Source organism: Shinella sp. AETb1-6 (assembly GCF_009826875.1).
Lineage (GTDB): Bacteria > Pseudomonadota > Alphaproteobacteria > Rhizobiales > Rhizobiaceae > Shinella > Shinella sumterensis.
The window spans coordinates 55,612-76,572 of the sequence record NZ_WUMM01000005.1; the positions used below are offsets into that span (position 1 = coordinate 55,612).

Here is a 20,961-nt window from a genome sequence, read left to right on the forward strand (position 1 = left end):
CTACGCCTGGAAGGCATATGGGATATCGAAGCAGAGTTCGCCCGGCGAGCCCCGCTCACGTCCATTCATAGGCCTTTGACGTGCGATATGGCCGTGCGGAAACGAAGGCCGCCGGATCGTTGGCGGAAGCGGCATAAGCGGATGCGTCCGCATCGTCATTGAAGCCCACGAACACCATCAACATGGAACGTCCGGCTGGCTGCCCTTTCTTGCGATAGGAAAAATTGACGGCACAGTGCGGATACTGCATTTCGAGGGGCTGCCGTGTCTGGCCGGTCAAGGCGATGAATTGACCGAGCGAGAGGAAGTGCGTGATCGCGGCCGACGCTGTTTCCCGCGAAATCTGGCGGTTGGATGTCGCCTCAGCCGGGCGGCCGTAAAAGAGGGTGTCGGTCTGGCCTTTTCGCCGCTTCGTTTCATAGACCACAAGGCTTCCGGCGGCGATCAGTTCGATATGCACATCGAAGGTCTGGAAGAGGTCGCTCTCGTTGTTCAGTTCCGCAAAAAGCGTGCGCAACTCCGCAATATAGTCGGCATAAAACGAAACTGTCATGGCTACCATCCGGCTCTACTCTCAGGTGCGGCCTGCCTACCATGGCCTTCACACATGGCAAACGCATTTGTGATCGCCATTCAGTCAGCCGCGACAATGCCGCTCGAGTAGATCGCGCACAACGCGAACAGCAAGGCGGCAAGGAGGCAGAATGCGAGCCCCTGGAAGCTGGTATACATCAGCGCGCCGGCGACCCCGCCGACAGCGAAGGCCAGAATCGTCGCCGCGTGAAGCCGAAGGCGCGTGGCGATCTCCTCGCGCTGGACATCTCCCTTCGCACCCCACAACAGCGCGAGGCCGACGCCGATATCGGTTGCAAGTCCCGACACATGTGTCGTCCGCACCCGGGCGCCCGATATGCGCGTGGAGGCCGCGTTCTGGATGCCCATGGATAGCGCAAGCAGGCTGACGATGGTGAAGCCGTTTACGGTGTCGGGCAGTGCCGAGACGTAGATCCCGACGAGCATCAGGATGGCGCCCTCGAAACCCAGGGTCAGGGCGTAAACCGTCTTGAGCCGGTGGCGCTTGCCCATCTGAATGAACAGGGAGGCCAGGAAGGCGCCCGTAATGAACATCAGGACGATGGTGAAAAACGCAGCCGCAGCGCGCAGCTTCCAATCGGACAGAAGCTCTGACACGAGGGACACGTTGCCAGTCATGTTGGCGGAAAAGTAGCCGTAAGCCAGAAAGCCGACGCTGTTTACGCCGCCCGCGACGAAGGCAAGAATGGTTGCCAGCAGCAGATCCACGGCCGGTGTCCGCGTGTCGCCTTCATGAATGAGCATTGCAATTCGCGTCCCCGTCTGGCCCGATGTGATGGCAGGATAACAGGACGTGCGTAGCGCTCAAGCAGGCCTGCGGCAAGCGAAGAGCGGCGCTCAGATCGTGAAACGCGCCATCACGAAGTCGGGGCGCGCGCCGTGCGTTTCGCAGATCGGGGCAAGGGCGCTGTCGGGCGTGGACGCGAGGATGCCGGTTCGCACGAGGCACGACGCCAGTCCCGCGCCGGCGGCGCCGGCGATATCGTGCTCGATGCTGTCGCCGACGCAGACGATGCGGTCGGCTTCCATGTTGCCAAGCAGGGATTGCGCCTGCCGGTATATTGCGGGATGGGGCTTGCCGAACCAGCGAACCGGGCCGCCGAGCGCCTCATAGGCAAGGGCGATGCTGCCGGCACCCGGGGCGGTCCCGCCGCCTTTCACGAGCTTATGCCGGTCGGGGTTGGTGCAGTAGCAGGGGATGCCGCGCTCCGCCGCGGGCCTCAGCCGGTCACGATAGGCCGACAGCGGAATGCGCTCCGCTTCGCTTCCCGAGATGATCACGATATCCGCAAGCGCTGCGTCCTCGACGCTTTCGAAACCGAGACGCTCGGCGAGATTGCGGTCGCCGCCGCTTGAAATCGTCAGGCACCGCGTGATCCGCGCCTTTCCGGCGTTCTCCTCAGCCAGAATGTGGTGGGCGACGTCGCCGGAGGTGAGGAAGTGGTCGAAGCCGGAACGATCGAAGCCAAGTTTGACCAGGCGGTCGCCATTATAGGCGCCGCTGCGGCCAGAATTCGACAGGATCACGATTGTTTTGCCCAGGGCCTTCAGGCGAAGCAGGGCGGCGTTGGCGCCCGGATAGGCGCCGTCGTCGTCGCGCAGCACGCCGAACTGGTCGACGAAGAAGGCATCGTAACGATCCGCCAGGGCGGCAAGCGTGGTGTGCGGCGCAATGCTCAAGGCCAGCGCTCCTTTCCGGCAAGCACAAGCGAGGCGGTGCCGACGGATGCTTCCGCCGAGCGCGCTGCAAGGAAGGGCACGCCGAGCGCCGTTTCCCGCATCCGCGTCCAGGCCTCGTTGACAGCGCCCCCGCCGACCGTGCGCACGGAAAGCACCTTGGGGCCGCCCAGCTCCGCCAGCCGGTCGTAGCCGGATTTCTCGATTGCGGTAATGCCCTCGAGGATTGCCTGGAAGAACAGGAGGTCGTCGACCGGGCGCGGCTCAAGTCGCGGCGGGTAGGCGGGATCGTTGATGGGGAAGCGCTCGCCGGGCGCCGGCAGAGGATAGTAGGACAGGCCTGTCGGCACATCCGGGCGCAATTTGGGCGTCATCGATTTCAACTGTTCGCCGTCGAAGAACGTGCGGATGACGGTGCCGCCGGAATTCGACGCGCCGCCCGCAAGCCAGAAGTCGAGGATGCGGTGGGAATAGATACCATAATTGGCAGCACTGATCGGTCGTGCGCAGGCGAGCTTCACCACCAGTGTGGATCCAAGCGCGGTCACGCCGTCGCCGATAGCCGCGGCGCCGGTCGCCAGGAACGAGGCGCAGCCGTCTGTCGTGCCCGCATGATAGCGGCATTGCGGCGGCAAACCGAGTGCGCGCCCATGCGCCGTCACCGTCGAGAGCGGCGCGCCGGCCCGTGCGACGGACGGCAGCAGGGCTATGTCCATGCCGCATGCTTCCAGCCAGTCGGGCCAGCGCTCGGCGTCGAGATCGTATCCGGTCTTCAGCGCATTGTTCTCGTCGCTGGTTGCGGCGGCAAGGCCAAGCTGCATCAGGATCCAGTCGGCCTGGTGCAGGATGGTGTGCACGCCCGGCCTGCGTGAGAGGTAGATTGCGCGTGCCAGCGCCGACGTGGCACCGCGTGCGGGACTATCCGAAGGTGCCACCGCGGCGATGCGCTCGACGATGGCGCGATCGGGGCATGGGTCGTTGTACATCAGCACCTCGCCCACCGGAACGCCGGCTTCGTCCACGCCAAGCACGGTCCCGGACGTCCCGTCGACGGCGACCCCCTCAAGGGACGAGAAGGTGTTGCGGGAGGCGAGTTCCGTAAGACATGACGTGACGCCGTTCCACCAGGTCGAGGGCAGGCGTGCGGCCGCGGCATCGGGGAAGGGGCACGCCGCGATATCGACCGGTTCTCCGTCTTTCGAAAGCAGCGCGGCGCGCACGCCCGACGTGCCGAGGTCGATGCCAAGCGCGATAGCGGGCTGTGTGCCGGTGCTCATGCCTGCCGGCTCGCCTTGCGGTCGAGTGCCTGGCGGTACTGCTCGGCCTCCCAATGGGTCAGTTCATGCTCCTCATCGGCGCTGAGATAGGCCACGGACGCACCATCCGGTATGCGGGAAACGACTTCGGCAAGGCAGCGCGCCATGACGCGGCCACCTGCGGTGAGTTCGTTCGAGAGCAGCACGCCAAGCCCTGGCGCGAGCAGCATCTTCGGGATGGAAAGATCGCGCGCGCGCCGCGCGTCGACATAGGCATTCACCGTTTCGCCGGGGGAAAGCACGCCGATTTCCGTACCCAGGAAGATGACATGATCCGGGTAAAGTGAACCGCCCGCCGCAAACGCCACATTGGCCGGGTTGAGCGCCGTCTTGTGGCTCTCGGCATCGTCAGCCACATGGAAATCGGAGCCTTCCGCCAACGCCCGCAAGGCGGCGGTGTCGGCTGTCGCCTCCGCGCGGACGGCGACGGAGAGCGCTTCGGTGACGCGCGCGATGCGCTCGCGCACCTCTTCGACGGTCTCGCCGGTGATGATGATGCCGTGATTGTAGAGGACCAGCACGTCCGGCCGCGTCGCGGCGACGCGGTCGATTTCCAGCGCGAGCGGCGTGCCGGGGCGGTGATAGGGTATGGTCGCCCAGCGCAGGTCGGGGAGCTTCGCCATCAGTTTGGCAATCACGACGTCCCGGTCGGTGAGGACCGAGAGCGCGATGGCATTGACGCAGTGATAATGCGCGACGACGGCCTGGGGAAGGGCCGCGTGAAAGCTGGTCTCGATCGATGGGCGCAGACCGGAGGCATTCAGCTCGGTGACGATGAAGTCGGTTGCCTTCTCCGCGCTCGGCTCGCCGGCCCGCAGCGCCGTCACCAGGGGTGCTGCCGTCACCGGCACCATGATGTCGCGTTCGCCGGCATGGGCAAGCCATGTCCCCGAAGCCTTGACCCACATCACGCCGTCGCGCTTGAACGAGGTATTCCCGCCGGCGCCCTGGGTCTTCAGGATGTCGCTGCCGATGTCCCTTGAAAGCGCGAGAAACGCGTCGAAGGCCGGATCACCGTCCGACCGATTGCCCGAAGCCATGCCAGCCTCCTCCTCTAGACGACCCTGCGCCACCGCTCACCGCAGATCGCGATGAAAGGTGATCAAACTTTTTGGCTGATGGTATTGCTATGATCGCACATCGTCAACTGTGAAGAAAATACGTCATGATGCTTGATCGTTTTGGATTAGTATGATTATCTTCGTTCATCGGCGCTGGAGACGCCGGGAGGAGCATTCGTGAACGACACGCAACGCCACAAGGCCATCATTGAGCTTTTGCGCGAGACGCCGTTCGCATCCGTGCGCGACCTTCAGGAACGCCTCGGCGCCTCTCCCGCCACCATCCGCCGCGATATCGACAAGCTCCACGAACTGGGCCGGGCCCGGAAGGTCTATGGCGGTATTTCCGCCAGCGAGGCGGGCGATAGCGGCCGGCTCTCGGCCAGGCCCTATGACGAGAACCGCGATATCGCGGTCGAGGCAAAGCGCGCCATCGCCGCAGCCGCAGCGGATCTGGTGCGCGACGGCGATTCCCTCATCATTCATGCAGGTTCGACCTGCTATCAGCTGGGCACACTGCTTGCGCGGCGCAATCTGCGCGTCTGGACCAATTCGATGCCGCTCGCCGCTTACCTGGGCGAGCATGGCACCTGCCAGCTTTCCGTGGCCGGCGGCGAGCTCTACCGCGAGCCTGGTATCATCCATGATCCGTCGGGGGGCTCCCCGAGCTTTTTCGCATCGCGTTTCTTCGTCGGCACGCAGGGCATCAGCAGCAAGGGGCTGCTCGAATCCCATCCGCTGCTCGTCAAGGTGATCGGTGAACTGGCGGCCTGCGCGGACGAGATCGTGCTTCTTGCCGACAGCCGCAAATTCTCGATCCAGCCGCGAAACGTGGCTCTGCCTCTGTCGCGCATCGGCACGATCATCACGGATGACGGCCTGACGGACGCGGCGGCCAAGATACTGGAAGATGCGGGCGTCACGATCCAGATCGCAAAGACGGGAGGCGTGAATTGAGCGGGTCCCCCATCGCCGTCTTCGATCTCGGCAAGACCAATTCCAAGCTGTTCGTCGTCTCGTCGGAGGGACGGGTCATCGACGAGGCGCGAACACGCCCCGTCTGGCGTGACGAAGGGGATCTGCGCGTGCTGGATGACGCGGCGCTGTTCGGCTGGATGACGGCTGAACTGGCCCGGGCCGTCGCAGCGCACGGTGTCGACCGCATGACGTTTTCCGGTCACGGCTGCACCTTCGCGCTCGTTGCCGGCGGGTCGCTCGTCCACCCCATACTGGACTATGAGCAGGAGCCGCCCGCAGAGATCGCCGCGCGCATCGATGCAATGGCGCCGGACTTCCAGGAGACGTTCTCGCCACCGCTGCCCTTGGGCTTCAACTATGGGCGACACCTGCTCTGGCTGAACGAACGCGATGGGGACCTGATCGCAAAGGCGGAAGCCATTCTCGCCTATCCGCAATTCTGGACCTGGAAATTCTCCGGCCGTCCCGTCTCGGAAGTCTCCTATCTCGGTTGCCATTCCAACCTGTGGGCGCCGCTGCGGGATGATTTCAGCAGTCTCGTCGACCGCATGGGCTGGCGCAGCCGGATGCCGGAATTCGCAAAAGCCGGTGAGGTCGTCGGCACCCACAAGGTGACGCGCGACGACGGGCGCAGCGTGGAGATCGCCGTCCATAACGGCGTGCATGACAGCAACGCGGCGCTCTACTTCTACCGCTCGCTCGGTTTCACGGATTTCACCCTGGTCTCGACCGGTACCTGGGTGATCATCTTCAATCCCGCAAGTCCGCTGGAAAGGCTCGATGCCGACAGGGACATGCTGGCCAATGTCACGGTCGATCACCAGCCGGTCGCGACCATCCGCTTCATGGGCGGCCGGGAGTACGATGTCGCCAGCGGCGGCTGGACGAAACCTGTCTCGGCCGAAGCCGTTGCCAGGGTCATCGCCGCAAAGGCGTTCGCTCTGCCGTCCTTCGCGCCGGGCGGGCCGATGCCGGGACACGAGGGCCGCTTTGTCGGCCCGGCCGTCGCGGGCGAGGAGCGCGCAGCCGTCGCGATGCTCTATGTGGCGCTGATGACCGACCTGTCGCTCGATCTCATCGGGTCTGAAAATGCCATCGTCATCGATGGCGGCCTGGTGAAGACGGGGCTTTATGCGTCCGTGCTTGCCGCCCTTCGGCCGGGGCAGACGGTGCACACGAGCGCCAACCCGGAAGGCAGCGCCTTCGGCGCAGCGGCGCTCGTCTTCGATGCCATCGGTGACAATCCCTTCGTCAACGATTGCGCCGTGGCCGAACCGGCATCCATTCCCGGTCTTGATGAATATCGCCGGCAATGGCGGAACCATGTGGATGCGATGGCATCGGCTGAGGCGGTTTCGCGAGAGGAGAAGCGCGCATGACGGCGACGGTCAACGAACAACGTCCGCTTCTGGAGATGCGCGACATCAGCAAGACCTTCGGAGCCTCGAAGGCGCTGTCGCAGGTGAGCCTGACGGTTCGTGCCGGCGAGGTTCACGCGCTGATGGGCGAGAACGGGGCGGGTAAATCGACGCTGATGAAGATCCTGTCGGGCGCCTACACGGCCGATCCCGGCGGCTCGGTGCTGATTGAGGGCGTGCCGGCGACGCTCGGCGATCCGCTGAAGGCAAAGGCCTATGGCATTGCCGTCATCTACCAGGAGCTTTCACTCGCGCCGAACCTGACCGTCGCGCAGAACATGTTCCTCGGCAACGAGCCGTCGCGCTTCGGCCTGGCCGACCGTGCGGAGATGCGCCGTCGCGCCGATCCCATCCTCAAGCAGCTCGGCATCGATTTCGATGCCTCCCGCCGTGTCGCGGAGCTGTCGCTCGGCGAGCGGCAGATGGTGGAGATCGCACGGGCGCTGACGACCAATGCCCGCATCATCGTCATGGATGAGCCGACCACCTCGCTCACCAGCCGGGAAACGGAAAAGCTGTTCGATGTCATCGCGCGGCTCAAGGCCGATGGCATTGCCATCATCTATATCAGCCACCGCATGGAGGAGATCTACCAGCTCTCCGACCGGGTGAGTGTGCTGCGCGACGGCGCCTATGTCGGAACGCTGGACCGCGCCGATCTTTCCGCCAGCAAGCTGGTCTCGATGATGGTCGGCCGCGATCTGTCCTCCTTCTACAAGAAGGAGCACCGTCAGGTTACGGGCGAACGGGCGGCGGTGCTCGCCGTCAGGAACATCGGCGACGGCGTCAAGGTGCACGACTGCTCCTTCGAGGTGCGCGCGGGCGAAGTGCTTGGCATTGCCGGCCTTGTCGGATCCGGGCGCACCGAACTGGCGCGGTTGGTCTACGGTGCCGATCGTCGGGCCACAGGCGACGTGATGCTGAACGGCAAACCGATTTCGGTCACATCGCCGCGCGACGCGTTGGACGCGGGCATCGCCTATCTCACAGAGGACCGCAAGGCGCTCGGCCTGTTTCTCGACATGTCGATCAGCGACAACATCAATATCGGCGTCATCGCGGCGGATGCGAAGGCCGGAGGCGTTCTGGATTTTGCGCGGGCCAGGGAGCGCGCAGCGCAGGCGGTGAAGTCACTTTCCATCCGCACTGCCGGCACGCAGATCAATGTCGGCGCGCTGTCTGGCGGCAACCAGCAGAAGGCGCTGCTTGCCCGCCTGCTGGAAACCAGGCCGAGGGCCATCATCCTCGACGAACCGACGCGCGGCGTGGATGTCGGCGCGAAATCCGAGATCTACCGCATCATCGACGAACTCGCCCAGAACGGCATCGCCATCGTCGTCATCTCCAGCGACCTGCCGGAGATCCTGGGCATCGCCGACCGTGTGCTCGTCATGCGGGAAGGGCGCATTGCCGGCGAGGTGAACCAGCCGATCGAGCAGGAAGCGATCATGGCATTTGCCACCGGTACGACCGGCACCGCGGCCTGAAGCAGAAACCAGACAGACGAAGACGGGAACGGACATCATGACTGCAGGCGAAACCGAACAGACCCGGATGGACAAGCTGAAGTTCCGCTCGACGCTGACGGCGCTTGGCATGCTGCCGGTGCTCGTGCTGCTGGCCATCGGCTTTCATGTGCTGAGCGGCCGGTTCCTTTCCGTCAACAACCTGTCGATCGTCATGCAGCAGGCATCGATCAACACGGTGCTGGCTGCCGGCATGACCTTCGTCATCCTGACCGGCGGCATCGACCTCTCGGTCGGGTCCATCCTCGCGGCCTCGGCCATGATCGCCGTCATCGTCTCGCTCGTGCCTGACCTCGGCATGCTCGGCGTTCCCGCGGCAATCGCTGCCGGCCTTGCCTGCGGTTTCCTCAACGGCGCCATCATCGCCTGGCTGAAGCTGCCGCCCTTCATCGTGACGCTCGGCTCGCTCACCGCCATCCGCGGCGTGGCACGCCTGCTCGGCAGCGACACGACCGTGTTCAACCCGGACCTGCCGTTCGACTTCATCGGCAACGGCTCGCTGTTCGGTGTTCCCTGGCTCGCCATCATCGCCATCGCCACGATCATCGTCTCCTGGTTCATCCTGAAGCGAACCGTGCTGGGCACCTGGATCTATGCCGTCGGCGGCAACTCCGAGGCCGCGCGTCTGACCGGCATCAAGGTGCCGCTGGTGCTGCTCTTCGTCTATTCCATGTCCGGCCTGCTTTCCGGCCTTGGCGGTGCCATGTCGGCTGCCCGCCTCTATGCGGCCAACGGCCTGCAACTCGGCCAGGCCTATGAACTCGATGCCATCGCGGCCGTCATTCTCGGGGGCACCAGTTTCGTCGGCGGCGTCGGCTCGATCTGGGGCACGTTGATCGGGGCGCTCATCATCGCCGTGCTCTCCAACGGCCTTATTCTCGTGGGGGTCTCGGACATCTGGCAATACATCATCAAGGGCTTGGTCATCATCGTCGCCGTCGGCCTTGATCGCTACAGGCTCAAAGGGCTTAGCCGGACGTGAGGTCCGGCTGAAAGAACCGGTCACAACCGGAGACAACGGCGCGACAAGCGCCACCAAAGGAGGAAAACATGCGTCTTATGTCCAAGTTGCTCGTCGGCACCGCCATGGTTGCCGCACTCGCCATGCCTGCCGCCGCCAAGGACCTCAATAAGATCGGTATCTCGGTCGGCCTGCTCGGCAACCCGTTCTTCGTCGCCACGATCAAAGGCATCGAGGACCGCGCCAAGGAAATCAACCCGAATGTCGAAGTCACCTCGGTTTCGGCCGACTATGACCTCAACAAGCAGGTTTCGCAGATCGACAGCTTCATCGCCGCCGGCGTCGACATCATCATGCTGAACGCCGTCGACGCGAAGGCGATCGCGCCTGCCGTCAAGAAGGCCCAGGCTGCCGGCGTCGTCGTCGCGGCGTTCGACGTTTCCGCTCCCGGCGCCGACGTCACCGTCATGACCAACAACGTCAAGGCCGGCGAAGAGGCCTGCAACTACATCGCCGAGAAGCTTGGCAACAAGGGCGACGTGGTCATCATCAACGGCCCGGCCTCCTCGTCGATCCTCGAGCGCGTGCAGGGCTGCAAGGAAGCGCTCGGCAAGCATGCCGATATCAAGATCCTCTCCGACGACCAGAACGGTCAGGGCTCGCGCGATGGCGGCCTTGCCGTGATGCAGGGCCTGCTCACCCGCTTCGACAAGATCGATGCCGTCTTCGCGATCAACGACCCGACCGCGATCGGCGCCGAACTTGCCGCCAAGCAGCTGAACCGCAGCGAGTTCTTCTTCACCGCGGTCGATGGCGCGCCGGATATCGAGAAGGCGCTTGCCAGCGGCAATTCGATGATCAAGGCATCCGCCTCGCAGGATCCCTATGTCATGGCCGGTGAGGCGCTGAAGCTCGGCGTCGAGGTTCTGAACGGCAAGAAGCCGGCCGAACCCGTCGTGCTGCTCGATCCGCAGCTCATCACGGCCGACAACGTCAAGGATTACAAGGGCTGGACCGCAGCCCGCTAAGCCTTCCTCCCCGACGGCCGGGCGCGTCTTGCGAAAGCGGCGTGTCCGGCCGACCGTGTTTCATTCCTTCCTTTCAGAAAGCAGCCGGGATCATGTCGAAAATCGGTGTTCACTCCTTCGTCTGGAGCGCAGGCTCTTCGCGTAACGAGCTCGAAAAGGCGCTCGAGAACACGCACAGGCTCGGCTACAAGCTCATCGAGTTTTCCTATCTCGATCCCAGGCAGGTCGATGTGAACTGGCTCGCCAGCCGGTTGCGGGAGCTCGAGCTCGACGTGGCAATCAGCATGGGCCTGCCGCCGGAAGGCGACATTTCCAGCGATGATGCCTCCGTCGTCGCCAACGGCACCGATATTCTCGACAGGGCGGTGGCGCTGGTGCGCGATCTCGGCGGCACGAAGCTCGCCGGCATCCTGAGCTCCGCCCATGGCAAGCAGGAACACGCGCTCACACGCAAGAGCTGGGATACCAGTGTCGCGGCGCTGACCAAGGTCGCAGAGCGCGCCAAGGCGGCCGGCGTGACCCTCAATCTGGAGATCGTCAACCGCTTCGAGAGCAACATGCTCAACACCGCAGCGCAGGGCATGGCTTATATCCGCGATACCGGTGCATCGAACGTGCTGCTGCACCTCGATACGTTCCACATGAACATCGAAGAGGCGGATGTCGGCCTCGCGATCCGTCACGCCGCCGACAAGATCGGCTACATCCATATCGGTGAAAGCCACCGTGGCTATCTTGGAACGGGCACGATCGATTTCGCCGCGATCTTCGATGCGCTGGTGGCCATCGGCTGGGATGACTATGTGACGTTCGAATCCTTCTCGACGACCATCGTCGACAAGGACCTGTCGCTGAAGACCGCGATCTGGCGCAACCTGTGGGACGATAATGTCGCGCTCGCCCGCCACGCCCATCGCTTCATCGAACTGGGCCTCGATACGGCCCGGCTCAAGGACGCGCTGGTCCGCCAGGCGCACCTTCCGGCCTGACGGAGCAGACAATGCCGGTGGCTTGCGCGTGCAGGCCGCTGGCACCTTGCATCAGACGATGCCGCCGCCCGCGCCGGATATTGCCGGGCGTAGCGTGGCGACCTTGGCGCGATAACCGGAGGCGCGGAAAACGGTGACCGGATCGATCGCTGCGCCCTTCTCGAACCGCGCCATCGCCAGGATCGGCTCGACATCGGTGCGGAACGCTTTTTTCAGCGTGGTCGTCGCCATCAGGGCATCGTTGTCTTCCTGAAACCCCTCCAGCGCCTTTCGGTCGACGAGAAGGGCGGTGGCATAGGCGCGTTGCACTTCCATGGCCGAAACCATCAGGCTTTCGATCGGGTCCGTGACGTTGTGCGACTGGTCGAGCATATGGGCGGGACGGAAGCCTTCCGCGCCGCGGATCTCGGCGTCGACCAGTTCGTTGAAGACGAGGAAGAGGCGATAGGGATCGATCGAACCCGTATCGAGGTCGTCGTCACCATACTTCGAATCGTTGAAGTGGAAGCCGCCAAGCTTCTTCGCCTGGATCAGGCGCGCGACGATCATCTCGATATTGACGTTGGGCGCATGGTGACCGAGGTCGACGAGGCAGTAAGCCTTCGGCCCGAGCGCTTCGGCGATCATGTAGTTGGTGCCCCAGTCCTGCACGACGGTCGAGTAGAAGGCCGGCTCGTACATCTTGTGCTCGGTGAAGATCCGCCAGTCGTCGGGCAGCGCCTTGTAGACTGTCCGCATCGCGTCGAGGTAGCGCTCGAACTGCCTTGTGAAATTCGTCTGGCCGGGAAAGTTGGAGCCGTCGCCGACCCACACCGTTAACGCCTTCGAACCGATGGCCTTGCCGATTTCGATACATTCGATGTTGTGCTCGGCGGCTTGCTGGCGCGTCGCGGCGCTGGCATGCGACAGCGAGCCGAACTTGTAGGAATGCGTCTGGTCCGCCTGGTCCTGGAACGTGTTGGAATTCATGGCATCGAACGTAAGACCCGTTTCTTCGGCCTTGGCCTTCAGCGCGGCCGGATCGGCCTTGTCCCACGGGATGTGCAGCGAGACCGAGGGTGTCGCGCCGGTGAGCCGGTGGATGACGGCGCAGTCGTCCATTTTGTCGAAGATGTCGCGCGGTTCGCCGGCGCCCGGAAAACGCGCAAAACGCGTGCCGCCGGTTCCCACCCCCCATGAGGGGACGGCAACGCCATAGTGCGCCACCTTCGCCTTGATCGCATCGATATCGATGCCGCGGCGGTTGAGATGCTCGCCGAGCGCGGCGTAGTCTGCCTTCAGCGCCGCCGCCGCCCCGTCATTATGTGCGTCCACGACGCTCTTTTCGATTCCCGTCATCATCGTCCTCCCAGAGCGGCCGGTCTCAGCGCGTGAACGCCTGGACGTTGCCGGCGTCCACGTTGATGATGTTGCCCGTCGATTTGGACGAGGCCTCCGAGGCGAAGAAGTAGGTCGCTTCCGCAACGTCCTCCGGCAGCACGGAACGCTTCAGCATGGAGCGCTGGCGGTACATTTCCTCCAGCCCCTCCTTGTCCGTCTTGTAGGTCGAGGCGCGCTGGTCGAGCCATTCGCCGGACCAGATCTTGGAGCCGCGCAGCACGGCATCCGGATTGACCACGTTGACGCGGATGCCGGCATCCGCCCCTTCCAGTGCCAGGCAGCGTGCGAGATGGATTTCGGATGCCTTGGCCGTGCAATAGGCCGATGCGTTGGGAGAGGCGGCAAGGCCGTTCTTGGAGGCGATGAAGATCACCGACCCACCGATCGCCTGCTGGCGCAACACCTTGAATGCCTCACGGGCGACGAGGAAGTAGCCGGTGGAGAGAATGGCGAGGTTCCGGTTCCAGAGTTCCAGCGACGTTTCCTCCACCGGGGCGGACGAGGCGATGCCGGCGTTGGAAACGACGATGTCGATACCGCCGAATTCGACCGCGATCTCCGCATAGGCAGCGATCACGGCGGCTTCGTCGGTCACGTTCATTTGCACGGTGCGCACGACATCCCGGCCGTGGCGGCCCGCAAGATTGTCGGCGGCCGAGGCAAGGGCGGTCTCGTCGATATCGGCAAGCACGACGCATGCGCCTTCGGAAAGCAGCCGGGCGGCGGTCGCCGAGCCGATACCGCCGGCGCCGCCGGTGACGATGGCGATGCGGCCGGCGAGCGACTTCGGCTTCGGCATGCGCTGCAATTTCGCTTCCTCAAGCAGCCAGTATTCTATGTCGAAGGCTTCCTGCTCGGGCAGGCCGACATAGGTCGAGACGGTCGAGGCGCCACGCATGACATTGATGGCGTTGGTGTAGAATTCGCCGGAAATGCGCGCCGTCGCCTTGTCCTTGGCGAACGTGATCATGCCGACGCCCGGCACGAGATAGACGATGGCGTTGGGGTCGCGCAGCGCCGGGCTGTCGGCATGTTTGCAACGGTCGTAATAGGCGGCATAGTCCTTCCGGTAGCCTTCCACAGCCGGCTTCAGGCTTTCCAGCGTTGCCGCGACATCCGGCTTCGCAGGATCGAAATCGACGACCAGCGGGCGGATTTTCGTCCGCAGGAAATGGTCGGGGCAGGAGGTGCCGAGCGCGGCGAGCGCCTCCATATCCTTGCCGCAGACGAATTGCAGCACGGCGTCGCTGTCGTCGAAATGCCCGACCATATGGGCCTCTTCCGAAACCATGCCGCGGATCGCCGGCATCAAACGCGCGGCGACGGCACGGCGTTCTCTAGGGGCAAGCGCCTTGTGCTTTTCGCCGCCGAAAATCGCCTTGCCGGCCGTTTCCGTCTCGAACCAGGCGATTGCCCGGTTGATGACGTCGATGGTGAGCCCGTAGCAGGATTCGGCGTCGTCGGCCCAGGTGAAGAGGCCGTGGCTTTCAAGAACCACGCCCTTTGCGCCGGGGTTTTCGAGGCAGAATGTCTCCAGCCGGAGGCCGAGTTCGAAGCCCGGACGCTTCCAGGGCAGCCAGCCGATCTCGCCGCCGAAAATCTGCTGGGTCAGCGCCTTCGAATTGGCGGACGCCGCTATGGCGATGATGGCGTCAGGATGCATGTGGTCGACATGCTTTTTCGGCACATAGGCATGCAGCGGCGTATCGATGGAGGCGGCGCGGGCGTTGAGATTGAACGTGCAATGGGGCAGGTAGCCGACCATCTCGTCTTCGAAGTCCACGCCGCGATAAAGGCCCTTCAACGCGCGCAGCTTGTCCATATAGAGCGTGGCGAAGCCGTCCATCCTGATCGTCCCGACGTCGCCGCCCGAGCCTTTCACCCAGAGGACCTCGACCGTTTCGCCGGTGAGCGGGTCCTTCTGCATGACCTTCGCGGAGGTGTTCCCGCCGCCGTAATTGGTGACGCGCTTGTCGGATCCGAGAAGGTTGGAGCGGTAGAGAAGCAGCTCCGGCTCGCTCATGCCGGCCGCATGGGCCTTATCCCACAGGTTCGTCAGCCGCGAACCGGCCTCTTGTGTCGACATCTCTTCCTCCCGGCGCGATGCGCATATTTGGCTTTTGCGCTATCGATGCGGCAGAAATGTTTTCAAGTCAATCGCATTCAATCAAAATCGATCATATTGCACTGCGATATGATTATTTATGATTGAATATGATTGACAAGTTTCGCGTTCAGTGGAAAGTTCAGGCAAGGAGGATTTCATGCACGAGAAAGAGCGCCATCGCATCATTTTGTCCGCGGTCCAGGAAAAGCCTGTCGTGACCGTGGGCGAAATGGTTGAACTGACGGAATCGTCTGAAGCGACGATCCGGCGGGACATTGCGACGCTGCATGTGCAGAAGAAGCTGCGCAGGGTGCGCGGTGGTGCCGAGGCGATCAATCCGCCGCAGTTCCCAGGTCTTGCCGGCCGGCCGTTCTCCGTCAATGAAACGATCAATATCGCTCAGAAGCGCGCGATCGCGCTGAAGGCGGTGGAACTGTGCGTCGACGGCGACCCGATCATCATCAACGGCGGCACGACGACGTTCCAGATGGTGCATCTTCTGGCAGCGCGCCGCATGCAGATCTTCACAAACTCCTTTCCGATCGCCGAGCACCTGCTGAAGCATTCCAAGAACACGATCATGCTGTCCGGCGGCGTCATCTATCGCGAGCAGAACATCATCCTCAGCCCTTTCGAGAACGATGTGACGCGCAATTTCTACGCCCGGCGCATGTTCATGGGCGCGCAGGGCCTCGGCAAGCTCGGTCTCATGGAGGCCGATCCGCTGCTGATCCAGGCCGAGCAGAAGCTCATGGGCCAGGCCGACGAACTCGTCGTGCTCGCCGATTCATCGAAATTCGGCAAGCGGTCCAGCCTTGTGCTCTGCCCGCTGGACCGTGTGACTACCGTTATCACCGATGACGGAATTCGCGACGAGGACCGACAGATGCTGGAGGAGGCAGGTGTCGGGCTGATCATCGTGGATAAAACAGCAAGGGATCAGGCCTCGATCGTCGCGTGAGCGCCGTCGGGGAAACTTCAACGGGAGGAACCACCATGAAATTTCTGCACAAGCTTGCAATTTCCACGGCCATCGCCGCCGCCCTGATGGCGGGGCCCGCGTCCGCTGCCGAGCGCATCGCGCTCGTCGTCAAGTCGCTCGGCAACGGCTTCTTTGATGCCGCCGCCAAGGGAGCGGAGGAGGCCGCCAAGGAAATCGGCGACATCGAGGTCATCTATACCGGCCCCACCTCGGCCACGGCCGAAGGCCAGATCGAAATCATCAATTCGCTGATCGCCCAGCAGGTCGACGCGATCGCCATCTCGGCCAACGATCCCGACGCGCTCGTTCCGGTCCTCAAGAAGGCGATGGATCGCGGCATCAAGGTCATCTCCTGGGATTCCGGCGTCGCCAAGGATGGCCGTATGCTGCATCTCAACCCGTCCGATACGAAGCTGATCGGCGAGACCATCATCAAGCTTGCCGCCGATCACCTGCCTGAAGGCGGTGAAGTGGCGATCCTGTCGGCGTCGTCCACCGCGACCAACCAGAACGCCTGGATCGAGGCCGCCAAGGAAGTGCTGCCGACCAAGTTCCCGAAGATCAAGCTCGCCGCCGTGGTCTATGGCGACGATGACTCCGTGAAATCCACAAACGAAGCCAAGGGCCTGATCTCGTCCTATCCGGATCTCAAGGCTATCATCGCGCCGACGACGGTCGGCGTCGTGGCGGCCGCACAGGTCGTCACCGATCAGAAGCTGATCGGCAAGATCAACGTGACCGGCCTGGCGCTTCCTTCCGAGTTCAAGAAGTTCATCGATAACGGCGCGTCGGAAGGCGTGGCGCTGTGGAACCCCATCGACCTCGGCTATTCGGCCGTCTACCTCTCCGACCAGCTCGTCAAGGGCAAGAAGGCAGAGCCGGGCGCGACCTTCTCCATGGGCAAGGTCGGCTCGATCACGCTCGATGAGACAAATGCCGCGGCCATGGCCGCGCCCTACCAGTTCGACAAGTCGAATATCGAGAAATTCTCGAAGATCTACTGAAGCCTTGAAAGGCGACGCGGCGGAGCAATGGTCTCCGCCGCGCTCCTCCTGCGCGCCGGCGGCGATTTCCGGCAGCGTTGTCGCACACTCCTTTCTTCGAAGACAGGTCGGGTCCTGAAGCCGATGACTATCCCAAAAGAGCCGAAGGTCGAGCTGTCGGGGATCTCCAAATCCTTTCCCGGCGTGCGTGCGCTCCACAAGGTGGGGCTGCGCCTCTATCCGGGGGAGGTCACCGCGCTGATCGGCGAGAACGGTGCCGGCAAGTCGACGCTGGTCAAGACCATGACCGGCATCTACCAGCCGGACGAGGGTGAGATCCGGGTTTCCGGCAAGCCCGTCGTGCTGTCGTCGCCGCATGCCGCTTTCCAGGCCGGCATCACCGCGATCCACCAGGAAACGGTTCTCTTCGACGAGCTGTCGGTGGCGGAAAACATCTTCCTCGGCCATGCGCCCCGCGGCGCGTTCGGCCTGATCGACTGGCGGGGAATGAATGCGCGCGCCAGGACGCTGCTTGCGGAAATCGGCGCCGGCCATATCGCGTCCGACACGAAGCTGAAGGATTTGTCCATCGCCAACAAGCATCTGGTGGCGGTGGCGCGTGCGCTTTCGGTCAATGCCGAGGTCGTCATCATGGACGAACCGACGGCCGCCTTGTCCTACAAGGAAATCCAGGACCTCTTCGAACTGGTCGAGCTCTTGAAACGGCAGGGCAAGGCGATCCTGTTCATCTCCCACAAGTTCGACGAGATCTACCGTATCGCCGACCGCTACACGGTCTTCCGCGATGGCGAGATGGTGGGCGAGGGGCTGTTGAAGGACACCTCGCAGCAGGAGATCGTGCGCATGATGGTCGGCCGCTCGGTCGATCAGGTGTTTCCGAAGAAAGAGGTGACGCCCGGCGACGAGGTGCTCAAGGTCGTCGGCTATTGCCATCCGACCGAGTTCGCCGATATCGGCTTTTCGCTTCGGGCTGGAGAAATCCTCGGCTTCTACGGCCTTGTCGGCGCGGGTCGAAGCGAAGTCATGCAATCGCTGTTCGGCATCACGAAACCGTCCAAGGGCGCGGTGCGTATCGATGGCGAGGTGGCCGTCATCCGCTCGCCCGCCCAGGCTGTCGACAGGGGCATCGTCTATGTTCCGGAAGATCGCGGCAAGCAGGGCGCAGTCACCGGCCTGCCGATCTTCCAGAACGTGACGCTCGCTTCGCTCAGAAAGACCTCGCGGCACGGTTTCCTGCGGCTGGCGGAGGAGTTCAAGCTGGCGCGCGAATATACCGAGCGGCTGGACCTGCGTGCTGCCGCACTCGACCAGAATGTCGGCAACCTCTCTGGCGGCAACCAGCAGAAAGTGGTGATCGCCAAGTGGCTGGCGACAAAGCCGCGCGTCATCATCCTCGATGAGCCGACCAAGGGCATCGATATCGGCTCGAAGGCGGCGGTCCACGAGTTCATGTCGGAGCTCGCCTCGCAGGGGCTCGCCGTGATCATGGTCTCCTCCGAACTCCCCGAGATCATGGGGATGAGCGACCGCATCGTGGTCATGCGCGAGGGCCGCATCGTCGGTGAATTCGAAAACAATGCCACCCTGAAACCGGAGATGCTGGTCAGGGCGGCCGCAGGCATCGGGGAGGCCGCATGAGCGCGATGGTCAAAGTGCGGGAATTCTGGCTGGCGGTGCTTATCGCAGCGCTGGTCTTCGCCGCCAACCTGCGCGCGCCGGGCTTCGCGTCGCCATCGCGCCTTTCCGGCATCGTCGAGGATTCATCCATCCTCATGATCCTTGCGCTCGGCCAGATGGTGGTGATCCTCACCCGCTCGATCGACCTGTCCATGGCGTCCAACCTTGCCCTTTCCGGCATGATCGTGGCGCTGATCAACCAGGCCGCTCCCGGCATTCCCGTGCCGATGCTGATGGCGGTGGCTGCTTTCAGCGGCCTGCTGCTCGGGGCGCTCAACGGCGTGTTCATCTGGGGGCTCGGTATTCCCGCCATCGTCGTGACGCTCGGCTCGCTCACCATCTATCGCGGCGTCATCTTCCTGATCGCCGGCGGACAATGGGTGAATGCGGATGCGTTTTCGCCCTCCTTCGTGGCCTTCACGCGCATCGAGGTCTTGGGGCTGCCACTGCTCGTCTGGTATGCGGTCGCCATCATACTCGCCTTTGTGGTCCTCATGTCGCGCACGGCGCTCGGCCGATCCTTCTATGCGGTCGGCGTCAATCCCACGGCGGCGGTCTATGCCGGCATCGACGTCGGTCGCACGACCTTCCTTGCCTTCTGTATCTCCGGCCTTCTGTCCGGCTTCTGCGGCTATCTCTGGGTTTCGCGCTATGTCATCGGCTCGGTCGAAGTGGCGCGCGGTTACGAATTGACCGTGGTCGCGGCCTGCGTCATCGGCGGCATCTCGATTTCCGGCGGCGTCGGCACCGTGGCGGGCGCGGTGCTTGGCGCACTCTTCCTCGGCGTCATCAACGGTGCCTTGCCGGTCATCAATATCTCGCCCTTCTGGCAGATGGCGATCTCGGGCGCGGCGATCATCCTTGCCGTCGTTCTCAACGGGCGCGGCGCCAAGCGCAGCCAGCGCCTCATACTCAGAACCGCGGAGGCTGCCGCATGAGCGTGCCATCCACCGAAACCCGCCGCATTCCCGACCGGCTCGGCACGCCGCTGCGCTCGGCGGTCTTCTCCTGGCCGAGCCTGCTGCTGGTGGTCGGCATCGTGCTTTTCGTCGTCAATTCGTTCGCCTCCCCCTATTTCCTGTCGCCGTGGGCGCTCTCGGACGCGACCTTCAACTTCACGGAAAAGGCGCTGATTGCGCTCGCCATGGCGCTGCTGATCATCTCCGGCGAAATCGATCTCTCGGTGGCCTCGATCATCGCGCTCGCCTCGACCATGATGGGCCTGGCGCTGCAATACGGCGCGGGCACGCCCGAGCTGGTGCTGATCGGGATTGCGACCGGGATCGTCTGCGGTGCGTTCAACGGGTTCCTGGTGACCGGGCTCGGCCTGCCGTCCATCGTCGTGACGATCGGCACGATGAGCTTTTTTCGCGGCATTTCCTACATCGTGCTCGGCGACCAGGCCTTCAAAGGCTATCCGGCGAGCTTCGCCTATTTCGGCCAGGGCTATGTCTTCTGGGTCTTCTCCTTCGAGTTCGCGCTCTTCGTCCTCTTCGCGCTCTTCTACTACGTGCTCCTGCACCGCACGAATTTCGGCCGGCAGGTCTTCGCCATCGGCAACAACGACGTGGCCGCCCGCTTTTCAGGCATCCGGGTCGAGCGGGTGAAATTCATCCTCTTCCTGCTGACCGGTCTCATGTCTGGCATTGCGGCGGTACTTTTGACCTCCCGGCTCGATTCCACCCGTCCCTCCATCGCGGCCGGCTGGGAGCTTGAAGCGGTGACCATGGTCGTGCTCGGCGGCGTCTCCATTCTCGGCGGCGCGGGAACGATCCAGGGCGTGGTTCTGGCCGCGCTCATCATGGGCCTCGTCACCTTCGGCCTTGGCCTCCTCAACGTTCCGGGCATCGTGATGTCGATCTTCATCGGCCTGCTGCTCATCTTCGTCATCGCCCTGCCGATCGTCTTCCGCAAGGTCAGGAACCGCCGCCGATGAGCCATGCCGGTCTCGAGAAACACGCCTTCAAGATGCTGCTCAATTCCGGGATGAAGGACGAGTACAAGCGCCGGCACGATGCGATATGGCCGGAGCTCGTGGGTCTTCTGCACGCCGCAGGCGTCTCCGATTACTCGATCTTTCTCGATGAGGAGACCAATGTGCTGTTCGGCGTGCTGTGGCGGCGAAAGGATCACACGATGGCCGCGCTGCCGCAGACGGCGCTCATGCAGAAATGGTGGGCGCACATGGCAGACATCATGGCGACGAACGACCGAAACGAGCCGATCGCCATCGATCTCGTGCCCGTCTTCCACATGGAATGAG

At 63.4% G+C, this 20,961-nt stretch carries 19 protein-coding genes; 12 read left to right on the plus strand and 7 right to left on the minus strand.

Annotated features, from left to right (window positions below):
- Positions 1–55: 55 nt before the first annotated feature.
- From GR158_RS25120 to GR158_RS10225, 5 genes are all read right to left on the minus strand, one after another.
- Complete coding sequence (locus GR158_RS25120; RefSeq protein ID WP_202402236.1) at positions 56–553, minus strand: hypothetical protein; 498 nt, start codon at positions 551–553, stop codon at positions 56–58.
- Positions 554–633: 80 nt separating this feature from the next.
- The gene (locus tag GR158_RS10210) at positions 634–1,302 is read right to left on the minus strand and encodes a YoaK family protein (RefSeq protein ID WP_160871002.1); all 669 of its coding nucleotides are present in this window, start codon (positions 1,300–1,302) and stop codon (positions 634–636) included.
- A gap of 129 nt (positions 1,303–1,431) precedes the next feature.
- Positions 1,432–2,274, minus strand: a complete 843-nt coding sequence (locus GR158_RS10215; protein WP_160871003.1) for a TIGR01459 family HAD-type hydrolase — start codon at positions 2,272–2,274, stop codon at positions 1,432–1,434.
- Entirely contained in the window at positions 2,271–3,548 is a 1,278-nt protein-coding gene (locus GR158_RS10220; RefSeq protein WP_160871004.1) for an FGGY-family carbohydrate kinase, read from the minus strand. The genes GR158_RS10215 and GR158_RS10220 overlap by 4 nt, the downstream gene beginning before the upstream one ends.
- Positions 3,545–4,627, minus strand: a complete 1,083-nt coding sequence (locus GR158_RS10225) for a class II aldolase/adducin family protein (RefSeq protein ID WP_160871005.1) — start codon at positions 4,625–4,627, stop codon at positions 3,545–3,547. The genes GR158_RS10220 and GR158_RS10225 overlap by 4 nt, the downstream gene beginning before the upstream one ends.
- Before the next feature lie 198 nt (positions 4,628–4,825).
- On the opposite strand from GR158_RS10225, the gene GR158_RS10230 reads away from it, so the two are divergent.
- From GR158_RS10230 to GR158_RS10255, 6 genes are all read left to right on the plus strand, one after another.
- Positions 4,826–5,605, plus strand: a complete 780-nt coding sequence (locus tag GR158_RS10230) for a DeoR/GlpR family DNA-binding transcription regulator (RefSeq protein ID WP_160871006.1) — start codon at positions 4,826–4,828, stop codon at positions 5,603–5,605.
- Positions 5,602–7,005: an FGGY-family carbohydrate kinase gene (locus GR158_RS10235; protein WP_160871007.1), complete on the plus strand. Its 1,404-nt coding sequence runs from the start codon at positions 5,602–5,604 to the stop codon at positions 7,003–7,005. Before GR158_RS10230 ends, GR158_RS10235 begins: the two co-directional genes overlap by 4 nt.
- Positions 7,002–8,531, plus strand: a complete 1,530-nt coding sequence (locus GR158_RS10240; protein ID WP_160871008.1) for a sugar ABC transporter ATP-binding protein — start codon at positions 7,002–7,004, stop codon at positions 8,529–8,531. Before GR158_RS10235 ends, GR158_RS10240 begins: the two co-directional genes overlap by 4 nt.
- A gap of 37 nt (positions 8,532–8,568) precedes the next feature.
- Complete coding sequence (locus GR158_RS10245) at positions 8,569–9,552, plus strand: ribose ABC transporter permease (RefSeq protein WP_134650115.1); 984 nt, start codon at positions 8,569–8,571, stop codon at positions 9,550–9,552.
- Positions 9,553–9,620: 68 nt separating this feature from the next.
- Positions 9,621–10,559 carry an ABC transporter substrate-binding protein gene (locus GR158_RS10250; protein WP_134650116.1) on the plus strand — a complete coding sequence of 313 codons (939 nt, stop codon included), beginning with the start codon at positions 9,621–9,623 and terminating at the stop codon, positions 10,557–10,559.
- 92 nt (positions 10,560–10,651) lie between these two features.
- Complete coding sequence (locus tag GR158_RS10255) at positions 10,652–11,548, plus strand: sugar phosphate isomerase/epimerase (protein WP_160871009.1); 897 nt, start codon at positions 10,652–10,654, stop codon at positions 11,546–11,548.
- A gap of 51 nt (positions 11,549–11,599) precedes the next feature.
- On the opposite strand, the gene rhaI is transcribed toward GR158_RS10255, so the two are convergent.
- Both rhaI and GR158_RS10265 read right to left on the minus strand, forming a co-directional pair.
- Positions 11,600–12,889, minus strand: coding sequence for an L-rhamnose catabolism isomerase (gene rhaI, locus GR158_RS10260; protein ID WP_160871010.1), 1,290 nt, complete (start codon positions 12,887–12,889; stop codon positions 11,600–11,602).
- Between the two features lie 22 nt (positions 12,890–12,911).
- Positions 12,912–15,014 carry a bifunctional rhamnulose-1-phosphate aldolase/short-chain dehydrogenase gene (locus tag GR158_RS10265; RefSeq protein ID WP_160871011.1) on the minus strand — a complete coding sequence of 701 codons (2,103 nt, stop codon included), beginning with the start codon at positions 15,012–15,014 and terminating at the stop codon, positions 12,912–12,914.
- Between the two features lie 178 nt (positions 15,015–15,192).
- Here GR158_RS10265 and GR158_RS10270 point away from each other — a divergent pair, with 178 nt between their 5' ends.
- From GR158_RS10270 to rhaM, 6 genes are all read left to right on the plus strand, one after another.
- Positions 15,193–15,996, plus strand: a complete 804-nt coding sequence (locus GR158_RS10270) for a DeoR/GlpR family DNA-binding transcription regulator (protein ID WP_160871012.1) — start codon at positions 15,193–15,195, stop codon at positions 15,994–15,996.
- Positions 15,997–16,031: 35 nt separating this feature from the next.
- A complete protein-coding gene (gene rhaS / locus GR158_RS10275; RefSeq protein ID WP_160871013.1) occupies positions 16,032–17,021 on the plus strand; it encodes a rhamnose ABC transporter substrate-binding protein in 990 nt (329 codons plus the stop codon).
- Between the two features lie 123 nt (positions 17,022–17,144).
- Positions 17,145–18,659 (plus strand): sugar ABC transporter ATP-binding protein, encoded by a 1,515-nt coding sequence (locus GR158_RS10280; RefSeq protein ID WP_160871014.1) that lies wholly within the window; start codon positions 17,145–17,147, stop codon positions 18,657–18,659.
- Complete coding sequence (locus GR158_RS10285) at positions 18,656–19,636, plus strand: ABC transporter permease (protein WP_160871015.1); 981 nt, start codon at positions 18,656–18,658, stop codon at positions 19,634–19,636. The genes GR158_RS10280 and GR158_RS10285 overlap by 4 nt, the downstream gene beginning before the upstream one ends.
- Entirely contained in the window at positions 19,633–20,634 is a 1,002-nt protein-coding gene (locus tag GR158_RS10290) for an ABC transporter permease (protein WP_160871016.1), read from the plus strand. Before GR158_RS10285 ends, GR158_RS10290 begins: the two co-directional genes overlap by 4 nt.
- The gene (rhaM, locus tag GR158_RS10295; protein ID WP_160871017.1) at positions 20,631–20,960 is read left to right on the plus strand and encodes an L-rhamnose mutarotase; all 330 of its coding nucleotides are present in this window, start codon (positions 20,631–20,633) and stop codon (positions 20,958–20,960) included. Before GR158_RS10290 ends, rhaM begins: the two co-directional genes overlap by 4 nt.
- Position 20,961 lies beyond the last annotated feature (1 nt).